Raw genomic sequence first — 20,320 nt, 5'->3', positions numbered from 1 at the left:
TGCAAAAGTGAAGGCTTTTAGAAGTCAATTTAGAGGAGTAAGAGATATACCATTCTTCATATTTAGGTTGACTAAGATTTTTGCATAAAATAAATTATCAACCAACTTTTAGGATTGATGGCCTATTCTTGGTTTAACTTACACCCTTAAAAAAACACCTTTTTGACAATAAAAAAAGACAGCTACATAATTGTAACTGTCTTTTTTAACGTGGTGCCACCAGCACCTCAACTTTATAATCCTATATAGTGCAATGTATTTTATAAATCCTTTATAATAGAGAATTATAGTTATTATAGAATTCTATATAGTGCAAATATATGCATTTTTACGTACACATATACGTACACACTAAAATATTTAATTATCTTTGATAAAAATTACCTATTATGGCATCAGTTAGTTTTTATACAAGATCTATAATCAAAAAAGATTCTGATATAGTAATAAGCGTTCTTGTTCGAGACACGAACACCCTAATAAGGTTAAGTACAGGAATATCTATACCGTCTGATTTATGGGATAACAAAAAGGGTGCGATTAAAAATTATTATCATCATAGTAGTGATGTTGTGTCTCGTATGAATATTGCCAAGAAACAAACAGAATTGATTAGAGATAAGATAGAATTATTTATAGCTAAAAACCCCGACATAAAAACATCAGATGTTAAGGATATAGTAAAAGATACGTTTCAGGACAAAATAGCAAATACTATTCCTTTCCGCATGAATGAGTATATACCGTTTGTTATAGAGCAAATGAAAACAGGAGAACGAAAGCTACCATCAGGTGGAAATTATGCAAAAGGCACTATTAAATCATGGGGTGTATTCTGGAAGAATTGGCAGCGATTCCAAGATGGATATATAGAGCGTAATATATCATTTGGGGATATATCTGTATCAATATATAATAAGTTGATAGATTATTTTAACGAACAAGATTTCACAGCCGACACCCAAAGAAAGCATATAACAACACTTAAAGCCATAATGAACTACGCTTATATGGACAAGCTGCATACGAATAGAGATTATACATTACCTCACTTCTCAAAGCAGATAAAGACAGCAGAAGGAGTGAGAGTATACTTAACGGATGCAGAAATAGAGTCTATATATAATCTGAAATTAACGGACGAAATGTTAGATAAAGTTCGAGATCTGTTTTTAATAGGCTGTTATACAGCTCAAAGAGTATCAGACTACGCCTCTATCACAAAAGATAAGATAGTAGACCTAAAGAACGGATACAAAGCGTTTTCAGCATACCAGACAAAGACAAAACATAAAGTAACCGTACCATTTCTAAACGGCAATGCCGTAAGTATATTAAATAAGTGGAACTTTAACCTTCCAAGCATGGGAGGTATCGAAAGTACAGCAACGCTAATAAATAGACATATAAAGACTATTTGCCGAATGGCTGGCATAATTGAGCCATTTACGACCGAAACAATGAGGGGCGGTAAGATAATAGTAGAAACAAAAGATAAGTGTGATTGTGTGTCATCTCACACAGCTAGACGATCAGCAATAACGAACTTTTTCAAAAATGGCTTATTAGATGTATCAGATTTAATGTTCTTATCAGGGCATAAGACCGAAAAAGCTTTTAACGGTTATATATGCTTGTCCGATAATGAAAGAGCCGAAAGGATAGCAGAGAAGTTAGAGAAAATAAGCAACACTCAAAACAAGACAATAGACTCATTATAATATCTATACCCCTGTACCCGCCCCTGATACGTTCGTGGTGGTGTCTCTGGGCTGTTTGAAAAAAATTTTTTCTGAAAAATTCTACTTAATAGAAATATCTTCGACTTCTTTAATCTTTTTTTGCTGTTGTTTTATGATAAGCTTTAACTCCTCAATTCTTTTTTTGCTATCCTCTAATTCTTGCATTAATTTATCGAAGTCAATAAATGATTCATAATGATATATAACTTTTCCTCCATTCTGATATATCTCGTGTTCTGGCGTTGCCTTTCCTGTAATTAGACATTTTATATCAAAGTATGGATAGTGTTCTATTATCTTTCGCAATTTATCAAAAGATAATCCGTTTCTTATTGAGCTAAAATACCCAGAAGACACACCTATCTTACTACAAAAATCAGATTGTTTAATTTCATAACCAGACCCATTATATATTTTGAGCATTTGTCTTAATCTATCTTTCACCTTCATAACTGACTTTTTTTTGTAAAATATAGCAATGCTGCGTTTTTATCGGCAAAGATAAAATTTATTACTGATATTTGACCTATGTTTTGTATGAAATATAGTGCGTTTTGTGGAAATAAAAACTTTACTTATATTTATATATTGTCATTTAGGGGTAAATGACAAAAACGGTGCTACCTCGCCAAAGTTACCACCGTTCAAACCAAATGTAATTAATAATAACCTGTCTATGTGACTGAGGCTATTTGTATTTGCAAATATAATAATTATAAGATATCACATACAATTATAATTGTTAATATTTACGAAGCATATAGATACCCTCCTTTGTCATATAGTCGCATCCTTATTTAATTAATGGATAAACAAATCAAGTTTTTAACAGTCGATGAGGCTGCAAGTAAGTACCGTGTAGATAGATCAACCTTATTTAGGTGGAGGCAAAACGGCAAAATCTCATCAATCAAAATTAGCCGAAAAAAAGTGCTATTCAATGAGCAAACGTTAGCGAACGAACTAGAAGTACTAACAGGGAAACCACAAACACAAACAGCATGATTACAGAAAAACAAAGCCCCGCAGGGAGTGCAGGGCAAAATGAAAAACCAGAGGGAGATACATTATTGATTAACAGTAGTAAAGATAGCGAATTTAAGGCAGATAAACAAACGCCTTTATTATCGTTTGAGAGTTTAAAGGCTGATGCTGAAAGATTGAGCAACGAGGTTGTTACGCCTGATAGTATACTAACAGACAATAAACATGATGTAAGTACTCATCCTTTTGGTTTTTTTAGAGTAAACACAGCGTATAACGATCTAATGGAAGCTAACAAAGAACCCATACCTAGGGATTTATATTTTGGTTTGATGAATGAGGGAGAAATAACAATATTGTTTGCCGATACAGGGATAGGTAAAAGTATTTTCGCTTATCAAATGGCTGAGTATATAAGCAAAACAGACAAAGTTCTTTACTTAGACTTAGAGTTATCAAAGAAACAGTTTGAGAAGCGGTACAGCAATGATTATCGGGAACATTACCATTTTAACTCGAATTTTCTTCGTGTCGAGTTTCAACGTCCCTTTTTTGTTCCTAATGGAGTTAGTTATGACGACTATTTCATGCAGTCTCTAGTCTCTTTAATAGATGGTACCGGGGCTAAAATTGTAATAGTGGATAATATGACTAGGCTTATATCAGGTGATACAGATAAAGCACAATCAGCAAAACCGTTAATGGATAAACTTAATAATCTAAAGTTTGAAAAAGAATTGTCATTGTTATTATTAGAGCATAATAAAAAAACCGACCCTCATAGGCCAATCCAATTGACTGATCTACAAGGCTCGAAGATGAAAACTAATTTCGCCGATGCAATATTCTCGATTGGAAGAAACTCATTCGACCCGAATCAGAGATATGTTGTTCAATTGAAGTGTAGAACTGATGAAGCAATATATAATAGAGAAAATGTATCAGTCTATGACGTTGTTAAAGAAAATTCATTTCTGCATTTTAAATATAATAAATCATGTGCGGAGGTTGAGTTAGTCAAAGAACAGACGGAGAAAGATATAGAAGATCGTAACCTTGAAATAGTTTCATTAAAAAATCAAGGTTTATCCGGAAGAAAAATTGCTGAAAAAGTTGGTATTAGTGAAAAAAGAGTGCGGGATATATTAAAGAAATACGAAGATAACAAGTAAAGTTTTAACAAATGCGTAGGGGTGCGTACTATGCGTAGAGGTACGCAAGGTACGCACTTGTACGCACTACTTACGAAACTATTTCTATTGATATATAGCAATGTAAAAATATAAAATCATGACATATATATTCCAACTCGATAAAACCAGCCGTAAATATACCTGTCCTTCATGCGGTAAAAGAACCTTTGTCAGATATGTAGATGCAAGTAATAATCATATTAATGAGAATTGCGGACGTTGTGATAGATCGGATAATTGCGGATGCCATAACCCACCACGAGAATTTGTAGATAACACTGAGATAAGAGAATATAAGCCGATACCACCAGCACCACCAAGACCAACAGACTTTCTTGATACTAAATTTATTGAATCTGGTAGCTATGCTTTAAATGGTGGTTTACATGAGTATAGCGCATCACGGAATAATAATTTAAACTATTATCTCCTAGATTTATTCGACTGGTGGACGGTCAAGTACCTGCAAGATATATTCTTTATAGGTAGTTTTACTGATGGTGCGATAACATATCCTTATATTGATGAGAACGGAAAATTAAGATCATTAAAGCGTCAGCAATATGACAAGGAGACAGGCAAACGCTCAAAGATAGAAAATAGCTATCTATTGCACAAAGTGTTATCGGGCAATGACAATTTCAATTACAAAGGCTGTTTGTTCGGCATGCACCAGATCAGAGCGAAATACAGCAAAGGAAAAACAATCTATATTGTCGAGGGCGAAAAATCGGCGGTTATAGCTTCGGGGGTTATGCCTGAGTATATTTGGATGGCTACAGGCGCAAAGGACTGGTTCAACGAGCATAGTTTAGAGCCAATCAAAGGCAGGAAGATCGTTTTATATCCCGATACATCTAAGACGGGCGAAACGTTCGCTAAATGGCAGCAAATAGCCAATAAATACAAAGCTAAAGGCTATAATATTTCTGTATCGACAATGCTTGAGAAAAGGTGCACACAGGAGCAAAAAGAACAAGGGTATGACATAGGCGATTTGTTACATAACCATTTAGTTAAACCCAAAGCCATAGAGAAAGAAGAAATTATATCAGAACCAATGAAGGACACTTATATAGATGAACTTTCACCCACTGTAAAAGATATGGTATCACTTAATCCGGCATTACTCAATCTGATTAAAACCTTTGATTTAGTGCAGGTTTAACGCATTTTCATCCCTTGTGTACGTCTAGTTTTCTTTGTATCTTATATACTGAAACTAACGCAAACACAATGGCTTATCACGATGGCGACCTACGATTAATACCGTTCGATGCACAAGAAATCAAAGACCAATTAAAAAAAGCGGGGATAGTGTCGCCCGATGTCGGGAAATACTACCAATTGCGAACCGATCCAGATACAATCTTTTTATTTAAAAGAAAGTACAAACTACTTGAATTTCAAAGAAAATACTATGATAAGAAGAAAAAGAAGTACAATATTGAAAATCAATTCAATAGAGACTAACAAATACAATACAAACTAATAAAAGAAATGAAAAACTACTATTACACTATCCCCGAATCGGAATATAACAAACTATCCGATGAGGTAAAACAGATGTTCACAGAGGCAAATGCAGAGGCTAAAGAAGAAATGTCTAAAGAAGTTAAAGACTGGCTAAAGGATAAGCAAGATGAGATAGCACGGAATAATGATAAATCGAATATATTTATATAAATTCCACTACTATAGATTTTATCTAATATGCAGAGAATGGATAACCTCCGAAAAACAATTTTAAAAATATCGTTTCGGTAATACAAAAGTAGTTGCATTTGTAACTATATCAATTCTGACACTTTGATAGAAAATATCTATAATGTGCTATCAAAAATAAACTAACAAAATGTGTCTTTTAGGGTGTTTTTGAGCTGATTAAAGTAAATAGAAACACCCTCTTAGAAGGTAAAAAAGTAAACAATAACTAAACAAAATATAAACATGGAAAATAAAGTAAATAAAAACAGTTTTAACATTTGCGATCAGGTAAAACTAGACAGTTTCGTACGTGCTGTAGGAAATGCAGTTAATTACATCAATGCCATTTATAGCGATCTGAAAAAAGAAGGGCTAGGCGACTTCCTTACATTTGATATTGCTATGTCGATTATCAAAGATGGCAAGCAGGGCATAATAACCCTTACTGACAAGGTTATACAGGAAGCGCAAAGCCGGGTATTGCTAACCTCTGATAAAGAAGCCGTCAAAGATAAATACACTAAGTTCTTTAGGGAATATGAGAAGAAAGCCGATCTAGTCAGACGAGAATTATTTGACAAGTCTGAACTATTCCCGCTCAATCTATTCACATTGAACGATGAGAGTAAGCAAGTAGGCTTAATTAAAGGCTATACAGACAAGATAAAGCCGTTATGTATGCTAGAGGCTAAAGACTATCATTATAAGTATATGGAGCTTTTAAATACGTATGTAGAGGCTAAAAATGAGTTGTTTAGATACCATGCTTTAGCATTCGCCTACAACTATCCTACTATGTCTGGTACACAGAGGATGAGAGGGCATTATACCGATGACAATACAGTATTTTTCAATCCTGATACATTAGAATACTCGTCTATTGGCTTAGATAAACTGATGCTAACCAATATACACGAACCTGATAGCCCCGAAATACTGAAAAGGAAGTTTTAACAGGCTGATAATAAATAATAAAGGGCATTAGTTGTTTAAGCTAGTGCCCTTGTTGTATCTAGTATCAAGTATTCTTAGTTTAGGTTGAAAGCTGACTAACTAATAGTTAGGGTGCTATTCATCTTTGCTCACTTTTATTTTGCCGTTACAGTGTGGGCAGGTGATTATATTTTGTTGAGGTTGCTCGAATAGATCAGTAAAGGGAACTTTTAAGACTGATGCGACCTTCTCTAGTGTTCCTATAGTTGGATTACCTTTTAGAGATGCACGTAGAGCAATATCCGTTATTCCTAATTTTTCGGCTAAATCTTTTTGCAAGATACCTTTTTCTTTACATACTTCTTTTATTCTTAATTCCATAATGTATAATTTATGTTTCTATGGCAAAGATATATCGTAACTTTGAATAAAACAAACATTAAAGGTTATGTTTTTACGTAAAAATAAATGTTAAATATTATGCTTAATGTTGCCAGAACAAATAATATATATTATGTTTGTCTCATAAAACAAATGTTAAACATTATGACACGTTACAACAAATCAAAAATAATGAAGTTAGCTCACCATCTTAGAAAGTACGAAGGCTATACTATGTCACAGGCTTTAACGATCGCATGGAGCAAAGCGAGACGAGACGAATTTTATTTAATCGTCGAAGTACGCAAGCCAAAAGGAATATACACACAGGAAATGAGAAACGCCGATTGGAATAAAACAGGCGGAATATACGACTACTATCAATCAGATAGATATAACGGAGATTAACCAATTAAAATATTAAACACATGGAAGGATTTAATGAACAGTTTTTCGAAGAAATAAAACGAGCCGTCAAAGAAGGCATTATTGAAGGTTTTAAAGAAGCTAGATCTAAGAAAATAAAGCGTGATAACATCGATCTAATTACAACCAATGAAGCCTTTAAAATAGTGACTAAAGCAAGATTTTACGAATTAGTTACTTATGCCGGGCTAAAAAGAGAGCAAAAGGGGGGTGCTACTAACTCGCCTAAGCTAGTATCAAAGGCACAATTAATAAGATTAAATAATACCTATAAACCAAAATATTAAGATTATGAATTTGGATGACAAAATTAAAGTTACCTGCGATATCTCCCTAAAAACATGGCTAAATGAGAACGAATTAATGATATATGTTTCTTTGGGTCGTGATAAAATAAGAGAAGCTAGACAAAAGGGAAGATTAGCAAGTCTGAATCTTATGGGAAGAATAATGTATGAAAGATCTACTGTTGACGCTTGGGTAAAAGCAGAAGCAAGGAGGGCTAATACAATTAAAAGAAAATAAACACTTTAAAATATTTGATTATGGAAATTCTATATCAGGGGAGAAGGTATAATGCCTATCCGTCCGATCATTTTGCGATAGAAGAAGCCGTTTGTGTAAATGGTATAACTGGGTACATATCCCATGTTAGTTATGTATCTGTTTGGATAGTAGACGAGCAAGATAAACAACACGAAATAATGTTTGTAGACATTGATTCTGTGTACATCCTCTATCGGAATGGCTTTAGAGGCTCAAACGGAAAAAGACAAAGAATAATGCCCTACAATTGGCGAGGGGTAAAAAATAAACATTTAAAACAAATAACAGTATGAGAGACAACACATTTGATCTATTGACAAACGAAGCGAAATTAAAAGCGGTTAATAATCTTAGTGCCATTGAGGCTACACTTGCCATTTCGCAGATAAATTATTTACTTGATCTAGTTGCTAATAATGCCGACACAGAAATAAAAGACATTGTTTATATGCTTTCTTGCCTATCGGAAATGTTTCTATCTGTAATAACCAGCGAGGACAGAAAAAAGCCAGATTATTTAATGAGGCTGGGCGGAGATAACTAACAGTATGATATATGGAGAAAAAGATATTTACAGTAAAAGACCCGAACCTAACCAGAGCGGATATAGCAGAAGCGTTAGGCATTAAAGCAACCGACATACAAGAAGCAACCGTATCGCATACATACGACCTTCTTAACATTCTCGAAGTAGGTCAGATATACGAGTATTCAACTTATCAAATAACAATCAAATGAACAAAGATTTAATAAAGACAGGCGAGGACAATACAAACGAATATTTCACAGCCTATTATCAAGGACAGCCAATAACATTCAGTAAGAACAAGCTTACAGACGAAGTACATATCAATGCAGATCAAGCAATACAGGCGCTGGGCTTTGATGGCAGTTTCAGGGACTATCTCGGAACTGATGAAGGACTCGACCTTATCAGCGATTGGAAGAAAGACCACCCCGATATACCGTTCTTTGGGAATACTCTAAAGACAAGCAAACAATCAAATTAATACTACTATGGAAAAAAGAGAAACAACAAAAGCAGTTAATAACGCTATGGAGTACGCAGAGGGCATTTGTACAGATTGGAAGCCTATCCGCCAATGGGAGTGCAAAGAGATAGAAATGATCTGGTTTAAACCTGACCAGCTAAAAGAACTAATCAGGTATTGTATAGAGCTAGGAGAAAACCGTTCCAACCCAAAATAGATATTTAGTTTTACATTTTTTTCGCCAAATAGCCGTCTTTGTCTGGGATAGATAGAGACGGTTGTAATTATAGGGGAATTTTAGTATATTTAATAAAAACGATGGATAATAGACTAAAAGAATTTAACGCTATATATAGAGAGTGCATAATTGACAGGCTTAATCTACTACTTGAGCGTTTAAAAGAAGATCGCGAAAATGAAGAAACCCTGTTATTTTTTCAGGATGATAAATCTTATGAGAAAGGCTAACAATCCGGGTCTTATCTATTTTCCGTAATGTTAAATCTTTAGGCGTGCACTCTATCAATACTTTGACTGTGGTATTACAAGCTGTAATGTCTTCTATAATAGATTGGTGTATTAACAACCCTAACCCATATCTATAAAACGGTTCTATCTCGTTTTTCTTTTTCATGTAAAATTCCATCATCGGCAACATGACCCCCGCCGATTGCTCGTGAAATTCTTTAGTTATATACTGTATAGTATCTTTTACGGTTTCGGTTTCTCTCCTAAAATCAATCACCGTATATATATTCCAACCAATCAACACAGTTACAAGTAATGCTAATATGCCTACAACTATTGCGTACCAATCGGTATTAAATCTATTCTCTGAGCAAATAATATAAACACTAACCAATAAAGATACACCGGATAGACCAAGAGCTATTATAGAGAAAGAATTATTGTTTTTCATAAACTTTAATTTAACTATCCTCAAAGCTATAAAATAGTAGCGGAAAAGTAATAATTAGAGGGCTTTTTTTTACTTACGTACACACATACGTACACACTCAGATATAAACAAAAAAGCTAAACAACTATTTTACTGTTACTTAGCTTTATTTTCTTACTTTTAAAAGTGGTGCCACCAGGAATCGAACCGGGGACACAAGGATTTTCAGTCCTTTGCTCTACCAACTGAGCTATGGCACCTTAACCGTTTTGCGTGTGCAAAGATAGTACATAATTTATATTCTCCAAAAAATATACAAACTAATTTGAGAATATTTTTACAATTCATAGAACCCTATAAGCTGCAACCAGCCTAATTATTGAGCATTCCACCCTCATTATCAGAATGTATAGACTAAATAAAATCGGCTGAAAAATATTAAAAAAAACAGGTGATATTTTTCATATCAAATCGTATTCAGGCACGAAAGCTGATTCGCTTTACATAAAAACAAAAATATCGGTCTTAATTCGATACTACTTTCAATCCAATAATTGAACAGACAAGCGTAAAAATAAAAAATAATCGCCAAAAGCTGGAAGGTTCCTTAAAAACCAAAATTCCTAACAATACAGTACCAACGGCACCAATGCCTGTAAATATAGCGTAAGCGGTACCCATTGGTATTGTCTGAACGGCTTTTATCAACAAATACATACCCAAGGTAAGACAAATACCAAAACCAATATACCAGTAGTATGAATGAGGAGCAATTGCCTCTTTTGCTTTTGATATGCAAAATGTAAACCCAACCTCAAACAAACTCGCTAATAATAAATAAATCCATCCCATAATACTATACACTCACTGAACAAACGTTCAATATATTAAAAAAATAATACTACTCCAATAAAAAAATATAATGCAATAAAGCCTTTTCCAGATTCTGAACGATCGAATTGCCATCTGTACTGAAAATACTTTGAAACCAAATACCATCAGTCAGAGTGAATAATTGCATCGCCGAAACTTCAATATCGGTATCCTCCTTTATCTCTTTCTTCGATACACTATTGCTCAGCGCACTCTCCCACCCGATTTTCTCTTTTTCGATTGTAGCCTGATATTTATTTCTAAATATGGCATCACGTTGCATCACTTGATAGAAGAGAAAATGATAGTTTAGCATCGACACATTTGTATTCTTAGATGCACCTCCAACAATATCAGAGACTATTCTAGCGATCTTCTTAAAACGCTTACAAATAAAATCTACAAATTCGAAAACTGTGTAATTTGCCGTGCGTCGAACTTCAAAATCAAATATTCTTATAAAATACTTTTCAGTAACCTGTATAAACAGATCCTCTTTATTCTTGTAATAATGATACAGAAGACCTCTGGACAGACCTGTCGCTTGCTGTATATCAGATATTGACACAGCATCAAAGCCTTTCAAGAGCAATAGCTCAAATGTTCTTTCTAATATTAATTCTTCTGACACCATAATTGAACAATCATTCAACAAAGATATATTTTTATATCAAATCAGACAAGATCAAATATATAATTATAGAAATTTTATAGAATAATAGTCTTTATAAACCAATCGTAAAACAACCAGCTAATAATCCAATTAAGTGAACCATAGTAGAGCAGCACGGGATAAAGATGACAATAGATACAAAAACGATGAAAAGTTCTTACCTTTGAGCTTTCTTTATTTAGATCGAAATATAACAAAGGCATCGAGAAAAATGACTGTATTATACGAGGACAACCATATCATCATCATCAATAAAACAGTATCTGAGATTGTACAAGGAGACAAAACCGGAGATAAGCCACTTTCAGAAATTGTAAAAGAATATCTAAAAGAGAAATACAACAAACCTGGAAATGTATTTTGCGGGGTAACACACCGTCTCGACAGGCCGGTAAGCGGCATTGTTATCTTTGCGAAGACAAGCAAAGCCCTTAGCCGATTGAATGAAATGTTCAAAAACAAACAGATAGACAAAACCTACTGGGCAATAGTAAAAAACATGCCGAAAGAAGCGGAAGGAACACTTAGAAACTATCTGGTTAGAAATGAAAAGCAAAACAAATCGTATGCTTACGATGTGGAAAAGCCAAATTCGAAGCTAGCCATACTGCACTATAAGTTGATAGCACGATCCGACAGATATAATTTACTTGAAGTTGACCTTGAAACAGGCCGCCACCACCAAATACGTGTACAACTGTCTAAAATGGGATGCCCTATAAAAGGTGATCTGAAATACGGCTTCGACAGGTCTAACCCCGATGGAGGCATCAGCCTTCATGCACGTAAAGTATCTTTCCTACACCCGGTTTCAAAGGAACTGATCGAGGTCACTGCCCCTCTACCTAAAGATACCCTTTGGCAAGCTCTGGAAAAAACAATTAGTTAGAACTTACAGGAACTTCCTTTCCCGAAATGATATCCTCTATATATGAACGTAGAGAGGCATAATCTGCATCCTTAGAAAAAGTATGTCCATAAGTATAACGTGTTACTCCTTTTATTTTAGAAATTTTATATTCCCCTCCAGACTGATTATCAATAGATGGTGTGTATTCAACGAAAATAGAAGAGTCCACTTCTCCCGAGTCATTCATCACATAGAATATATTTTTAACGAAAGGCTGAGATGAGCTCTCTTCATAACGCTCATATGCATATACATCAAAAGAACCAACTTTAAACTGATCTATACAAAAATTATCAGAGATGGAAGTCGAAGCCAACTGGCCTTCTTTATATGCATTATATAGCTTAGTCTTAGATGTAGCCGCCTTGTTATACTCCCCAAGCTTAACATAACAATGAACCAGTTTTTCATACGAATAATAATCGTCAGGAAGATAGCCGACTAATTCCTCATAGGCTTCTGCAGCTTTTGTATATCTACCAAAATCATATTCTATTCGTGCTATATTATAAAGAACTGTAACCAACAATTCCTTATCCTTCTCTATTTTGTCTTTGGCAGTATAAAATACATTCAATGCATCAGACAGATCGTCTCGGCTTGCATATATTACCCCTATCATGTAAAACGCTTTCTCTGAAGGAGGATTAAATGATGTAGCCTTCTTATAGTTCTCCAAGGCTTTATCGGTATCTTCTTTTGCTAAAAACACATCACCCAATCCCACGTATGCGTCTGCAAAATTAGGAGAAATAGCAATAGCCTTTTCAAAACTACTTTTTGCATCATCTGCACTGCCATTTGCATTCTGAACTAATCCTTTCACATAATAAGCTCGGGCACATTTCGCACTTTTCTGTACAGATAAGTCTATATATCGCGACGCATTGATCAGATCGTCCAAGTAAAAATAAGCCTCTGCTACATAAGCAAGATTATCGGCCGAAAGGCTGCGTGGCTGAGCGGCATATTGTTCTACAACCTCTCGATAAAGTCCTTTATCAAACAATGATTTTATATCCTCTGTTGGTTTTACGACTTGTAGCTGTGCAGAGAGCAATGACTGTACCGAAAAGCACATTAGAAACGAGATAAAGAACAACTTAACAATACTCTTTTTCATACTTAATTTTCTTTATTTTTCTTAAAACCATTTCTGTCTTCTTATCCAAAGGTAAGAAAGAACCGCAATCAATATAAGAGTTATCCAAGCTCCGAGATAACCATATTTCCAATCCATTTCGGGCATCAGCTTGAAATTCATACCCCAAACACCTACCATAAATGTCATTGGAATAAATATGGTAGACACTATCGTCAATCGCTTTATAATATCATTCATTTTAAGGTTATTGTTATTATAATACAAGTCCAGAAGGGAAGTCAGCGACTCATGGAAAGAAGCCAAGTTGCCCAAAATAGAACGCATACGATCATCAAAATCATTATAATAAACAATATTTTCCTCTTCTATCAACTTATTGGTGTTATGCAAGAGATTGACAAATTCCTCACGCAGAGAAGTGATAGTACGCTTTATATGCATATAATCGACACGGCATTCGTGCATCAAACGCAGGATATCGATAGACCCTTTGCCTTCTATCAAATGATCTTCTACATCAGCCAGCCTGTCTTCAATATCCATTACGGTATTCACATTCGCCTGATTCACGGCGCTCATCAAAATGTATAGAAGAAAGTCAGCTCCTTTCTGACGCACCACAACATTATTCTCTTCTATATTTCTTTTTACATCATCAAAAACAGGGATTGCTGCCTCCTGAAAACTGACTACAAAGTTCTTTCCAAGAATAAACCCGATCTGCATATCGTCAATATCTGTAGTATCTTTTACCTGATAAAAGAGAGACATCAGAACAAATGAGATAGTTTCATACCCAACAGCCTTTACAACTTGTCTGTTTCCCAGAAGGTCTTTAATATCAAAACCGTGTAGTCCAAGCTCTTTACAAATTCGGTATACAGTATTAGCATCAGATATCCCTACTATCTTTATCCAATTTACCTTCGTTGTATCTATCTTATCCTTAATAGATTCTTGCAATTGAATATTCCTAACCTCCAAACGTGTCGTATCATATTGAACGAGTTCAATAGCCATCGGTATATCCTTATCGCCAAGATATACGGGTTTGGTTAATAGATAATTGTTTCGTGAAACCTTATTCTTCGATTTTCTGGTGGTTCGTTTACTCATACTGCAAAATTATGTTTTGAGTGATATTAAACAATATCAAAAGTAAGAATAAAATACTATATTTGTCGACTCTAAATCCGTATTATTTAAACTAAGGCAGATTTACTGACGATAAATTATTAACACTTGTGATGTAACCAATGAACGAAATATACAGCATATTAAAGAAAAAGAAAATGCAATTCTTTTTCTTATTTTATATACTACTTCTACTGCCTATACTGTGCCCTTTAGCCCAAAATTTTACTTTTTTAGACAAAGTTGCTGTTTTCTTGGTGTGTGGTTTATTCTTTGCTGCTATCTGGATCTTATCGCTATTTATCAGTTCCAGATCTGAAAAGATCATATACTCCATCATGTTGGCTGTCTCAATTATTCCGGGATCAATCTATCTGGCCTACTTACTGTTTGCGCACGTTATGCTTGAGCAAAATAGTGTGACTAGTCTTTTCGAAACCAATCCCGAAGAGAGTAAAGAATTTATAGCGCATTATCTGAGCATGTGGGTTATAGCCGGAGTTGTCGTATATGCTGCGATACCTATCGTGATGATCTGTAAAATGCGATCGTTCAGAAAGCTCAAAATAAAAGAATATAAAACGCTGTTTATATTGAGTATAATAACAATAATAGCCATTGTTGGCATAGGCAGGGTATCACGATCTGTATATTTCATCAATTTCTACAGAACATTTATCAGCTACAAAATCCGTACAACCCATGAGGTAAAAGAGATACAAGCACGTCAAAGCTTAGATTATGAAGTAAAAACCAATCATAAGGACTCTATCCCTCAAATCATGGTATTAGTGATTGGCGAATCACTAAACAAACATCACATGTCTCTCTACGGCTATCCAAGAAATACAAATCCCTTGTTGTCACAATACGGAGACAGCCTTGTTGTATATAATGATGTAGTAGCTCCACATGTGCATACGATTCCTGTGGTTCGTTCTTTATTATCGATGAACGAAGTAGATCATTCGGAATACTTCACAGAGAAACCATCTATGTACGAATTATTCAACCGTGCGGGATACGAAACATACCTCATAAGCAATCAGAGATTTAATGACGAAATGCGGGCAAGCTACGACATACTGCTATCGCTTGCGAAAAAAAGATACAATCTGGCATCTTACAGGCAACACGATGATATTGTCCTTCCCATACTGAATAAAATACTGGAGAAGAATGACAAGAAAGATAAATTGATTATCATACATCTCATAGGAAACCACATGGCCTATGAATTCAGATATCCAAAAGAATACATCGTCTTCAACAACCAAAAAGATGGCTTGGTGAAAGATGCTCCATACAGAGACGAAAAGGCAAAAAAAGCGATAGATGCTTACGACAATTCTGTTCTCTATAACGACTATATAGTAAACAGCATTATCGGCTCACTAAAAAAATTACAGCATCAGGATGCTGCCATGATCTACTTATCCGACCACGGAGAGGAAATGTACGATTACAGAGATTTTGCAGGGCATGCCTATGAAAAAGTATCACCAACGATGAGCGAAGTCCCTTTTCTTGTATGGCTATCGCCGTCATACAGAAAATTCAGGAAAGATCTTGTCTTTGACAAAAACAGAGTTTATTCATCAGCAGACTTTATTTATTCGGTATCCGATCTGGCAGGAATAAACTATGTTGATTACGATGACTCGAAGAGCATATTCTCCACTCATTTTGTTCCTCGTGAGCGTTATGTAGGAGAAAAAAAATATGAAGACATAAAAGAGAAGTTTGAGAAATAGAAACTATCTGCCGGTGTAATCAGAAAATCATTTTATAGCCTATTCCCCGAATATTTATAATTTGAATTGTAGGGTCTAAAGCTAACTTCTTACGCAGCTTTGGGGCGATGATAGTTTCTTTAATACACGCAGCCTGCATGTGTTTATCGTAAAGCTGCGTAAGAAGTTAGCTTTATTCTCTACGATATTATTCTGATTAGAACAAAGACGCTCCAATATAGCAGCTTCACGGTGAGAGAGGATTTCAGTACGTTGAGAGTGAACCAATTTCTGCATCAAAGGATCGAATGTATATTTTCCTATCTCATATGTTTTATCTTGAGGGATCTCCGTTTGCGCTCTGTTCAGCAAAGCCTTGATACGCACAATAAGCTCATCCATTCCGAAGGGCTTTTTCAAGTAATCGTTACCTCCTATTTCAAACCCCTGAACCACATCGTCCGTCCTCGACTTAGCACTTAAGAATAAGATTGGAGTTTTCTTGTCACTTTTACGTATCAACTGAGCCATTGTGAAACCATCCATCTTTGGCATCATTATGTCTGCCACGACGATATCGGGCTTCAACCGATGAAAAAGCTCGAGTCCTTTTTCCCCATTAACTGCTATATCAACAACAAACTCCTTTTTCTCTAAAGCATCTTTAATGATCATAGACAAGGCCGGTTCGTCCTCTACTAATAATACATTTATCTTATTCATCCTATCATTATTTCGAAACAAGTTCCTTTACCTTCTACACTTTTCGCTTTAATATTCCAGCCATGCTTAACAACAATTGTCTTTACATAAAAAAGCCCTAAGCCATATCCTTTAACATCGTGAACATTACCAGTATGAACACGGTAAAACTTATCGAATATCTTATCCAAACAACCGTCCGGGATACCGATTCCGTTATCACATACAGATAAAACAATTTTGTTTCCCGACTTACGTGCCGACAAACGAACCTCTACCGAATCGTTGGAATACTTGATTGCGTTTTCAATCAGATTACTTACTACATTACCAAAATGCAATCGATCGGCTTCGATACTCAATCCTTCAGGTTGTATATCTATTACAAATGAAGTTGGTTTTACAGTGTTCAGCAGAAACTTATTTTTATGACTCTCAAATATGCTGCCCACTTCTATATTTTCTAAATTGAGTTTGAGGTTTTTTCGCTCCTCTACCGACATCGTTAGTATCTGTTCCACAAGGCTATTCAGATACATTAACTGCTCACGAGAAATATCAAGGTACTCTTTTCTTTTTATAGGGTCATCTCCAAAACCAAAGTTCTGGAGGGAATCTACTGCAGCGTAAGTAACTGATATCGGCGTTTTAAGTTCATGTGTCATATTATTTACAAAGTCAGTCTTTATTTCATCTATTGTTTTTTGCCTTAATATGATTTTAAGCAAATATATAAAAGTGATAATAAGTAAAATAACCATCAATACAGAAACCGAAGTCAACCCCCACATATCTTTAAAGATATACCACTTAGGATTATCCATATATAAATAATAATTATGTATCTCGGTTTTGAGACCTTCTAAAACATATTCCTTACTATTCTTAAAATCGAAAGTTCCTTTAGGCGTTTGAGCCACCAATGTGTCGCCAGTAGATGTTCTACACTGTATAACATGAGGTATATCGAATCCTTGTGCAGACAAATCGGCACTCATAATACTATCCAAACGTACTAAGTCGAGTGGGGTTATTTCTCCAATAGCAGACAAAAGTCCTTTCTTGATTAGTATCGTTACCTCTTGCAAGTCTGCGTAAATAGAATCAGAGCTACTTTTTTCGCCTCCTCGTTCTTTGGAGAAACTCATACTAATCGTCGTCTTGCCTTTGCCGGAGTTATAAGTCTTTGTTTCTACAGAAGCAGGAATATCATCTTTTGCTTCTCCCTCCTCTTCATCCTTGGTAGATATGGAAGACATTCTGATTGCCAATTCTTTGAAGGAACTGCTTTCTGCCGTATTGTTTATTACTGTTTCTAACTTCTCATATTGCTGGTTATAGAAATTGACCAACCAATAAGCCTGATAAGAGCAAACCAGAATTAACAAACTAAAAATGACGATCGCTATGGATTTAAATCTGAACTTCATACATGAATTCATTATCGATAAAGCAAATGTAAACAATAGCTTAGAAACAAAAAATAGTGATAACACTAAATAACACTAGAAAGACAAACTATGATACAAATGATTTCGATAAAATTATCTTATATAAAGGTAGTTATAGTAACAAAGAAATAAAATACAGACACTTTTTGTAACAGAGAAAAGGTGACGATAAAAACAGATCAAAGAGGTGTTACTTTTGTCACCTTTTGTTAGTTATTTCATTGTTTACTAATACTTAACGAAACATTTATATTTTGTCACTTTTTTAACTAACATACAGTTCTCTATTGCTTGCTGGAATAGGCATATTATATCCGCTTTTTTTAGTACTTTTGCAACTTATTACGGAAAAATCAATGAGCGAATTTAAGAAAGAAATACAAAAAAGACGCACTTTTGCTATTATAAGTCACCCCGATGCGGGTAAAACAACCCTTACAGAAAAGTTATTACTATTTGGAGGAGCAATACATGTTGCCGGAGCAGTAAAATCAAATAAGATAAAGAAAACTGCTACATCGGACTGGATGGAGATAGAAAAGCAACGTGGTATTTCTGTTGCCACCTCCGTTATGGGATTCGAATACGATGGTTATAAGATCAACATACTCGATACTCCCGGTCACCAGGATTTTGCCGAAGACACTTATCGTACCCTGACTGCAGTCGACAGTGTGATCATTGTTGTCGATTCTGCGAAAGGAGTTGAAGCACAAACACGCAAGCTGATGGAAGTCTGCCGCATGCGTCATACTCCTGTCATGATATTCGTCAACAAGATGGATAGAGAAGGTAGAGATCCATTTGAATTACTAGACGAATTGGAAGCCGAATTACAAATCGGTGTTCGTCCTTTGAGTTGGCCAATTGATAGCGGGCAACGGTTCAAAGGAGTTTATAATATATACCAGGAAAAATTAGACCTATACACTCCAAGTAAACAAACTGTTACAGAGTCGATAGGATTTAAAGATATAAACAGCCCAGAGCTGGAGACATACATTGGTGTACCTTTGGCTGCAAAGCTGAGAGATGACATCGAGTTGATTGACGGAGTATATTCCGAACTGGATATGGATACATACCTCAAAGGACAAATTGCACCTGTATTCTTTGGGTCGGCTCTCAACAATTTCGGAGTAAAAGAACTGTTGGATTGCTTTGTAAAGATAGCACCATCTCCACGGCCGGTAGAAGCAATTGAGCGTGAAGTAAAACCTGACGAACAGGCTTTTACAGGATTCATATTTAAGATACATGCCAATATGGACCCAAATCACCGCTCATGTATTGCCTTTGTTAAGATATGCTCGGGAAAGTTTGAACGGAATGTAAACTATAAACATATGCGATTGAACCGTTCGATGAAGTTTTCCTCTCCTACTGCCTTCATGGCCCAAAAGAAAGAGACCGTAGATGAGGCTTATGCAGGCGACATTGTCGGTTTGCCTGATACCGGAAACTTTAAGATCGGTGATACACTCACATCGGGAGAAGACTTGCATTTCAAAGGTTTACCTAGCTTCTCTCCTGAAATGTTTAAGTATATCGAAAATGCTGACCCGATGAAGTCGAAACAGCTTCAGAAGGGAATAGACCAATTGATGGACGAAGGAGTTGCCCAGTTGTTTACAAACCAGTTTAACGGACGCAAAATTATTGGGACAGTTGGTCAGCTGCAATTTGAAGTAATCCAATATCGTCTATTACATGAATATGGTGCTCAGTGTAGATGGGAAGCAATCAACTTGTATAAAGCTTGTTGGATAGAAAGTGACAACAAGGAACAACTAGCTGACTTTAAAAAGCGTAAGGCTCAATATATGGCAGTGGATAAAGAAGGACGAGATGTATTCCTTGCAGACTCTAACTATGTATTGATGATGGCTCAACAAGATTTCAAGGATATAAAATTCCATTTCACTTCTGAGTTTTAA

26 protein-coding genes, 1 tRNA gene and 2 pseudogenes are annotated in these 20,320 nt (G+C 35.3%); 19 read left to right on the top strand and 10 right to left on the bottom strand.

The window, feature by feature from the left end; genetic code table 11:
• The first annotated feature begins 389 nt into the window (after positions 1-389).
• Positions 390-1,721: a phage integrase SAM-like domain-containing protein gene (locus LDB17_RS01590; protein ID WP_252639016.1), complete on the top strand. Its 1,332-nt coding sequence runs from the start codon at positions 390-392 to the stop codon at positions 1,719-1,721.
• 81 nt (positions 1,722-1,802) lie between these two features.
• Here the strand turns inward: LDB17_RS01590 and LDB17_RS01585 are convergent, their stop codons facing one another.
• Positions 1,803-2,192 carry a hypothetical protein gene (locus LDB17_RS01585; RefSeq protein ID WP_252639014.1) on the bottom strand — a complete coding sequence of 130 codons (390 nt, stop codon included), beginning with the start codon at positions 2,190-2,192 and terminating at the stop codon, positions 1,803-1,805.
• A gap of 354 nt (positions 2,193-2,546) precedes the next feature.
• On the opposite strand from LDB17_RS01585, the gene LDB17_RS01580 reads away from it, so the two are divergent.
• The 6 genes from LDB17_RS01580 (at position 2,547) to LDB17_RS01555 (ending at position 6,580) form a co-directional block, all read left to right on the top strand.
• A complete protein-coding gene (locus LDB17_RS01580; RefSeq protein ID WP_353846910.1) occupies positions 2,547-2,747 on the top strand; it encodes a helix-turn-helix domain-containing protein in 201 nt (66 codons plus the stop codon).
• Entirely contained in the window at positions 2,744-3,898 is a 1,155-nt protein-coding gene (locus tag LDB17_RS01575; protein WP_252639012.1) for an AAA family ATPase, read from the top strand. The genes LDB17_RS01580 and LDB17_RS01575 overlap by 4 nt, the downstream gene beginning before the upstream one ends.
• Before the next feature lie 118 nt (positions 3,899-4,016).
• Positions 4,017-5,087, top strand: a complete 1,071-nt coding sequence (locus tag LDB17_RS01570) for a DUF6371 domain-containing protein (protein WP_252639011.1) — start codon at positions 4,017-4,019, stop codon at positions 5,085-5,087.
• A gap of 68 nt (positions 5,088-5,155) precedes the next feature.
• Positions 5,156-5,392: a hypothetical protein gene (locus LDB17_RS01565; protein ID WP_252639009.1), complete on the top strand. Its 237-nt coding sequence runs from the start codon at positions 5,156-5,158 to the stop codon at positions 5,390-5,392.
• 27 nt (positions 5,393-5,419) lie between these two features.
• Positions 5,420-5,605: a hypothetical protein gene (locus LDB17_RS01560; protein ID WP_252639004.1), complete on the top strand. Its 186-nt coding sequence runs from the start codon at positions 5,420-5,422 to the stop codon at positions 5,603-5,605.
• 264 nt (positions 5,606-5,869) lie between these two features.
• Positions 5,870-6,580 (top strand): hypothetical protein, encoded by a 711-nt coding sequence (locus LDB17_RS01555; protein WP_252639003.1) that lies wholly within the window; start codon positions 5,870-5,872, stop codon positions 6,578-6,580.
• A gap of 114 nt (positions 6,581-6,694) precedes the next feature.
• Here the strand turns inward: LDB17_RS01555 and LDB17_RS01550 are convergent, their stop codons facing one another.
• Complete coding sequence (locus LDB17_RS01550) at positions 6,695-6,940, bottom strand: helix-turn-helix transcriptional regulator (RefSeq protein ID WP_252639001.1); 246 nt, start codon at positions 6,938-6,940, stop codon at positions 6,695-6,697.
• Positions 6,941-7,132: 192 nt separating this feature from the next.
• Here LDB17_RS01550 and LDB17_RS01545 point away from each other — a divergent pair, with 192 nt between their 5' ends.
• From LDB17_RS01545 to LDB17_RS01510, 8 genes are read left to right on the top strand one after another with little or no spacing between them, the layout of a single operon-like run.
• The gene (locus LDB17_RS01545) at positions 7,133-7,348 is read left to right on the top strand and encodes a hypothetical protein (protein ID WP_252639000.1); all 216 of its coding nucleotides are present in this window, start codon (positions 7,133-7,135) and stop codon (positions 7,346-7,348) included.
• Between the two features lie 20 nt (positions 7,349-7,368).
• Positions 7,369-7,653 carry a hypothetical protein gene (locus LDB17_RS01540; protein WP_252638998.1) on the top strand — a complete coding sequence of 95 codons (285 nt, stop codon included), beginning with the start codon at positions 7,369-7,371 and terminating at the stop codon, positions 7,651-7,653.
• Between the two features lie 4 nt (positions 7,654-7,657).
• The gene (locus LDB17_RS01535; RefSeq protein ID WP_252638997.1) at positions 7,658-7,891 is read left to right on the top strand and encodes a hypothetical protein; all 234 of its coding nucleotides are present in this window, start codon (positions 7,658-7,660) and stop codon (positions 7,889-7,891) included.
• Between the two features lie 20 nt (positions 7,892-7,911).
• A complete protein-coding gene (locus tag LDB17_RS01530; protein WP_252638995.1) occupies positions 7,912-8,205 on the top strand; it encodes a hypothetical protein in 294 nt (97 codons plus the stop codon).
• On the top strand, positions 8,202-8,456 hold the full coding sequence (locus tag LDB17_RS01525) for a hypothetical protein (protein ID WP_252638993.1): 255 nt from the start codon (positions 8,202-8,204) through the stop codon (positions 8,454-8,456). Before LDB17_RS01530 ends, LDB17_RS01525 begins: the two co-directional genes overlap by 4 nt.
• Before the next feature lie 11 nt (positions 8,457-8,467).
• Positions 8,468-8,650 (top strand): hypothetical protein, encoded by a 183-nt coding sequence (locus LDB17_RS01520; RefSeq protein WP_252638991.1) that lies wholly within the window; start codon positions 8,468-8,470, stop codon positions 8,648-8,650.
• Complete coding sequence (locus LDB17_RS01515; RefSeq protein WP_252638990.1) at positions 8,647-8,922, top strand: hypothetical protein; 276 nt, start codon at positions 8,647-8,649, stop codon at positions 8,920-8,922. Before LDB17_RS01520 ends, LDB17_RS01515 begins: the two co-directional genes overlap by 4 nt.
• Before the next feature lie 46 nt (positions 8,923-8,968).
• Entirely contained in the window at positions 8,969-9,121 is a 153-nt protein-coding gene (locus LDB17_RS01510; RefSeq protein ID WP_252638988.1) for a hypothetical protein, read from the top strand.
• Positions 9,122-9,280: 159 nt separating this feature from the next.
• Here LDB17_RS01510 and LDB17_RS01505 read toward each other — a convergent pair whose 3' ends face one another.
• The 4 genes from LDB17_RS01505 to LDB17_RS01490 form a co-directional block, all read right to left on the bottom strand.
• On the bottom strand, positions 9,281-9,823 hold the full coding sequence (locus LDB17_RS01505) for a hypothetical protein (RefSeq protein ID WP_252638986.1): 543 nt from the start codon (positions 9,821-9,823) through the stop codon (positions 9,281-9,283).
• Between the two features lie 166 nt (positions 9,824-9,989).
• A tRNA-Phe gene (locus LDB17_RS01500) sits at positions 9,990-10,062 on the bottom strand.
• A gap of 265 nt (positions 10,063-10,327) precedes the next feature.
• The gene (locus LDB17_RS01495) at positions 10,328-10,654 is read right to left on the bottom strand and encodes a multidrug efflux SMR transporter (RefSeq protein ID WP_006842919.1); all 327 of its coding nucleotides are present in this window, start codon (positions 10,652-10,654) and stop codon (positions 10,328-10,330) included.
• 49 nt (positions 10,655-10,703) lie between these two features.
• A complete protein-coding gene (locus LDB17_RS01490; RefSeq protein WP_252638983.1) occupies positions 10,704-11,309 on the bottom strand; it encodes a TetR/AcrR family transcriptional regulator in 606 nt (201 codons plus the stop codon).
• Between the two features lie 250 nt (positions 11,310-11,559).
• Here LDB17_RS01490 and LDB17_RS01485 point away from each other — a divergent pair, with 250 nt between their 5' ends.
• On the top strand, positions 11,560-12,237 hold the full coding sequence (locus LDB17_RS01485; RefSeq protein ID WP_252639018.1) for an RluA family pseudouridine synthase: 678 nt from the start codon (positions 11,560-11,562) through the stop codon (positions 12,235-12,237).
• Here the strand turns inward: LDB17_RS01485 and LDB17_RS01480 are convergent.
• Both LDB17_RS01480 and corA read right to left on the bottom strand, forming a co-directional pair.
• A complete protein-coding gene (locus tag LDB17_RS01480; RefSeq protein ID WP_393924848.1) occupies positions 12,230-13,381 on the bottom strand; it encodes a tetratricopeptide repeat protein in 1,152 nt (383 codons plus the stop codon). The genes LDB17_RS01485 and LDB17_RS01480 overlap by 8 nt on opposite strands.
• A 21-nt stretch (positions 13,382-13,402) precedes the next feature.
• Positions 13,403-14,479: a magnesium/cobalt transporter CorA gene (gene corA / locus LDB17_RS01475; protein ID WP_006842923.1), complete on the bottom strand. Its 1,077-nt coding sequence runs from the start codon at positions 14,477-14,479 to the stop codon at positions 13,403-13,405.
• A 140-nt stretch (positions 14,480-14,619) separates the two neighbouring features.
• On the opposite strand from corA, the gene LDB17_RS01470 reads away from it, so the two are divergent.
• Positions 14,620-16,251 (top strand): sulfatase-like hydrolase/transferase, encoded by a 1,632-nt coding sequence (locus tag LDB17_RS01470; protein ID WP_252638980.1) that lies wholly within the window; start codon positions 14,620-14,622, stop codon positions 16,249-16,251.
• 124 nt (positions 16,252-16,375) lie between these two features.
• Positions 16,376-16,447, top strand: a pseudogene (locus LDB17_RS01465) (hypothetical protein); the annotation flags it as partial.
• 221 nt (positions 16,448-16,668) lie between these two features.
• On the opposite strand, the pseudogene LDB17_RS01460 reads toward LDB17_RS01465, so the two are convergent.
• Both LDB17_RS01460 and LDB17_RS01455 read right to left on the bottom strand, forming a co-directional pair.
• Positions 16,669-16,905, bottom strand: a pseudogene (locus LDB17_RS01460) (response regulator); the annotation flags it as partial.
• Positions 16,906-16,949: 44 nt separating this feature from the next.
• A complete protein-coding gene (locus LDB17_RS01455) occupies positions 16,950-18,362 on the bottom strand; it encodes a sensor histidine kinase KdpD (protein WP_252638977.1) in 1,413 nt (470 codons plus the stop codon).
• 377 nt (positions 18,363-18,739) lie between these two features.
• On the opposite strand from LDB17_RS01455, the gene LDB17_RS01450 reads away from it, so the two are divergent.
• Positions 18,740-20,320 (top strand): peptide chain release factor 3, encoded by a 1,581-nt coding sequence (locus LDB17_RS01450; protein WP_252638975.1) that lies wholly within the window; start codon positions 18,740-18,742, stop codon positions 20,318-20,320.

This window comes from Dysgonomonas sp. Shenzhen-Wh21, from assembly GCF_043392705.1.
GTDB lineage: Bacteria > Bacteroidota > Bacteroidia > Bacteroidales > Dysgonomonadaceae > Dysgonomonas.
The sequence above is the reverse complement of the archived record's forward strand: the minus strand, read 5'-3'. Positions and strand labels throughout refer to the sequence as shown.

Excerpts from the sequence above, each read along its gene's own strand:
- LDB17_RS01590 (WP_252639016.1), top strand. The coding sequence starts at position 390 with ATGGCATCAGTTAGTTTTTATACAAGATCTATAATCAAAAAAGATTCT.
- LDB17_RS01585 (WP_252639014.1), bottom strand. The coding sequence starts at position 2,192 with ATGAAGGTGAAAGATAGATTAAGACAAATGCTCAAAATATATAATGGG.
- LDB17_RS01580 (WP_353846910.1), top strand. The coding sequence starts at position 2,547 with ATGGATAAACAAATCAAGTTTTTAACAGTCGATGAGGCTGCAAGTAAG.
- LDB17_RS01575 (WP_252639012.1), top strand. The coding sequence starts at position 2,744 with ATGATTACAGAAAAACAAAGCCCCGCAGGGAGTGCAGGGCAAAATGAA.
- LDB17_RS01570 (WP_252639011.1), top strand. The coding sequence starts at position 4,017 with ATGACATATATATTCCAACTCGATAAAACCAGCCGTAAATATACCTGT.
- LDB17_RS01565 (WP_252639009.1), top strand. The coding sequence starts at position 5,156 with ATGGCTTATCACGATGGCGACCTACGATTAATACCGTTCGATGCACAA.
- LDB17_RS01560 (WP_252639004.1), top strand. The coding sequence starts at position 5,420 with ATGAAAAACTACTATTACACTATCCCCGAATCGGAATATAACAAACTA.
- LDB17_RS01555 (WP_252639003.1), top strand. The coding sequence starts at position 5,870 with ATGGAAAATAAAGTAAATAAAAACAGTTTTAACATTTGCGATCAGGTA.
- LDB17_RS01550 (WP_252639001.1), bottom strand. The coding sequence starts at position 6,940 with ATGGAATTAAGAATAAAAGAAGTATGTAAAGAAAAAGGTATCTTGCAA.
- LDB17_RS01545 (WP_252639000.1), top strand. The coding sequence starts at position 7,133 with ATGAAGTTAGCTCACCATCTTAGAAAGTACGAAGGCTATACTATGTCA.
- LDB17_RS01540 (WP_252638998.1), top strand. The coding sequence starts at position 7,369 with ATGGAAGGATTTAATGAACAGTTTTTCGAAGAAATAAAACGAGCCGTC.
- LDB17_RS01535 (WP_252638997.1), top strand. The coding sequence starts at position 7,658 with ATGAATTTGGATGACAAAATTAAAGTTACCTGCGATATCTCCCTAAAA.
- LDB17_RS01530 (WP_252638995.1), top strand. The coding sequence starts at position 7,912 with ATGGAAATTCTATATCAGGGGAGAAGGTATAATGCCTATCCGTCCGAT.
- LDB17_RS01525 (WP_252638993.1), top strand. The coding sequence starts at position 8,202 with ATGAGAGACAACACATTTGATCTATTGACAAACGAAGCGAAATTAAAA.
- LDB17_RS01520 (WP_252638991.1), top strand. The coding sequence starts at position 8,468 with ATGGAGAAAAAGATATTTACAGTAAAAGACCCGAACCTAACCAGAGCG.
- LDB17_RS01515 (WP_252638990.1), top strand. The coding sequence starts at position 8,647 with ATGAACAAAGATTTAATAAAGACAGGCGAGGACAATACAAACGAATAT.
- LDB17_RS01510 (WP_252638988.1), top strand. The coding sequence starts at position 8,969 with ATGGAGTACGCAGAGGGCATTTGTACAGATTGGAAGCCTATCCGCCAA.
- LDB17_RS01505 (WP_252638986.1), bottom strand. The coding sequence starts at position 9,823 with ATGAAAAACAATAATTCTTTCTCTATAATAGCTCTTGGTCTATCCGGT.
- LDB17_RS01495 (WP_006842919.1), bottom strand. The coding sequence starts at position 10,654 with ATGGGATGGATTTATTTATTATTAGCGAGTTTGTTTGAGGTTGGGTTT.
- LDB17_RS01490 (WP_252638983.1), bottom strand. The coding sequence starts at position 11,309 with ATGGTGTCAGAAGAATTAATATTAGAAAGAACATTTGAGCTATTGCTC.
- LDB17_RS01485 (WP_252639018.1), top strand. The coding sequence starts at position 11,560 with ATGACTGTATTATACGAGGACAACCATATCATCATCATCAATAAAACA.
- LDB17_RS01480 (WP_393924848.1), bottom strand. The coding sequence starts at position 13,381 with ATGAAAAAGAGTATTGTTAAGTTGTTCTTTATCTCGTTTCTAATGTGC.
- corA (WP_006842923.1), bottom strand. The coding sequence starts at position 14,479 with ATGAGTAAACGAACCACCAGAAAATCGAAGAATAAGGTTTCACGAAAC.
- LDB17_RS01470 (WP_252638980.1), top strand. The coding sequence starts at position 14,620 with ATGAACGAAATATACAGCATATTAAAGAAAAAGAAAATGCAATTCTTT.
- LDB17_RS01455 (WP_252638977.1), bottom strand. The coding sequence starts at position 18,362 with ATGAAGTTCAGATTTAAATCCATAGCGATCGTCATTTTTAGTTTGTTA.
- LDB17_RS01450 (WP_252638975.1), top strand. The coding sequence starts at position 18,740 with ATGAGCGAATTTAAGAAAGAAATACAAAAAAGACGCACTTTTGCTATT.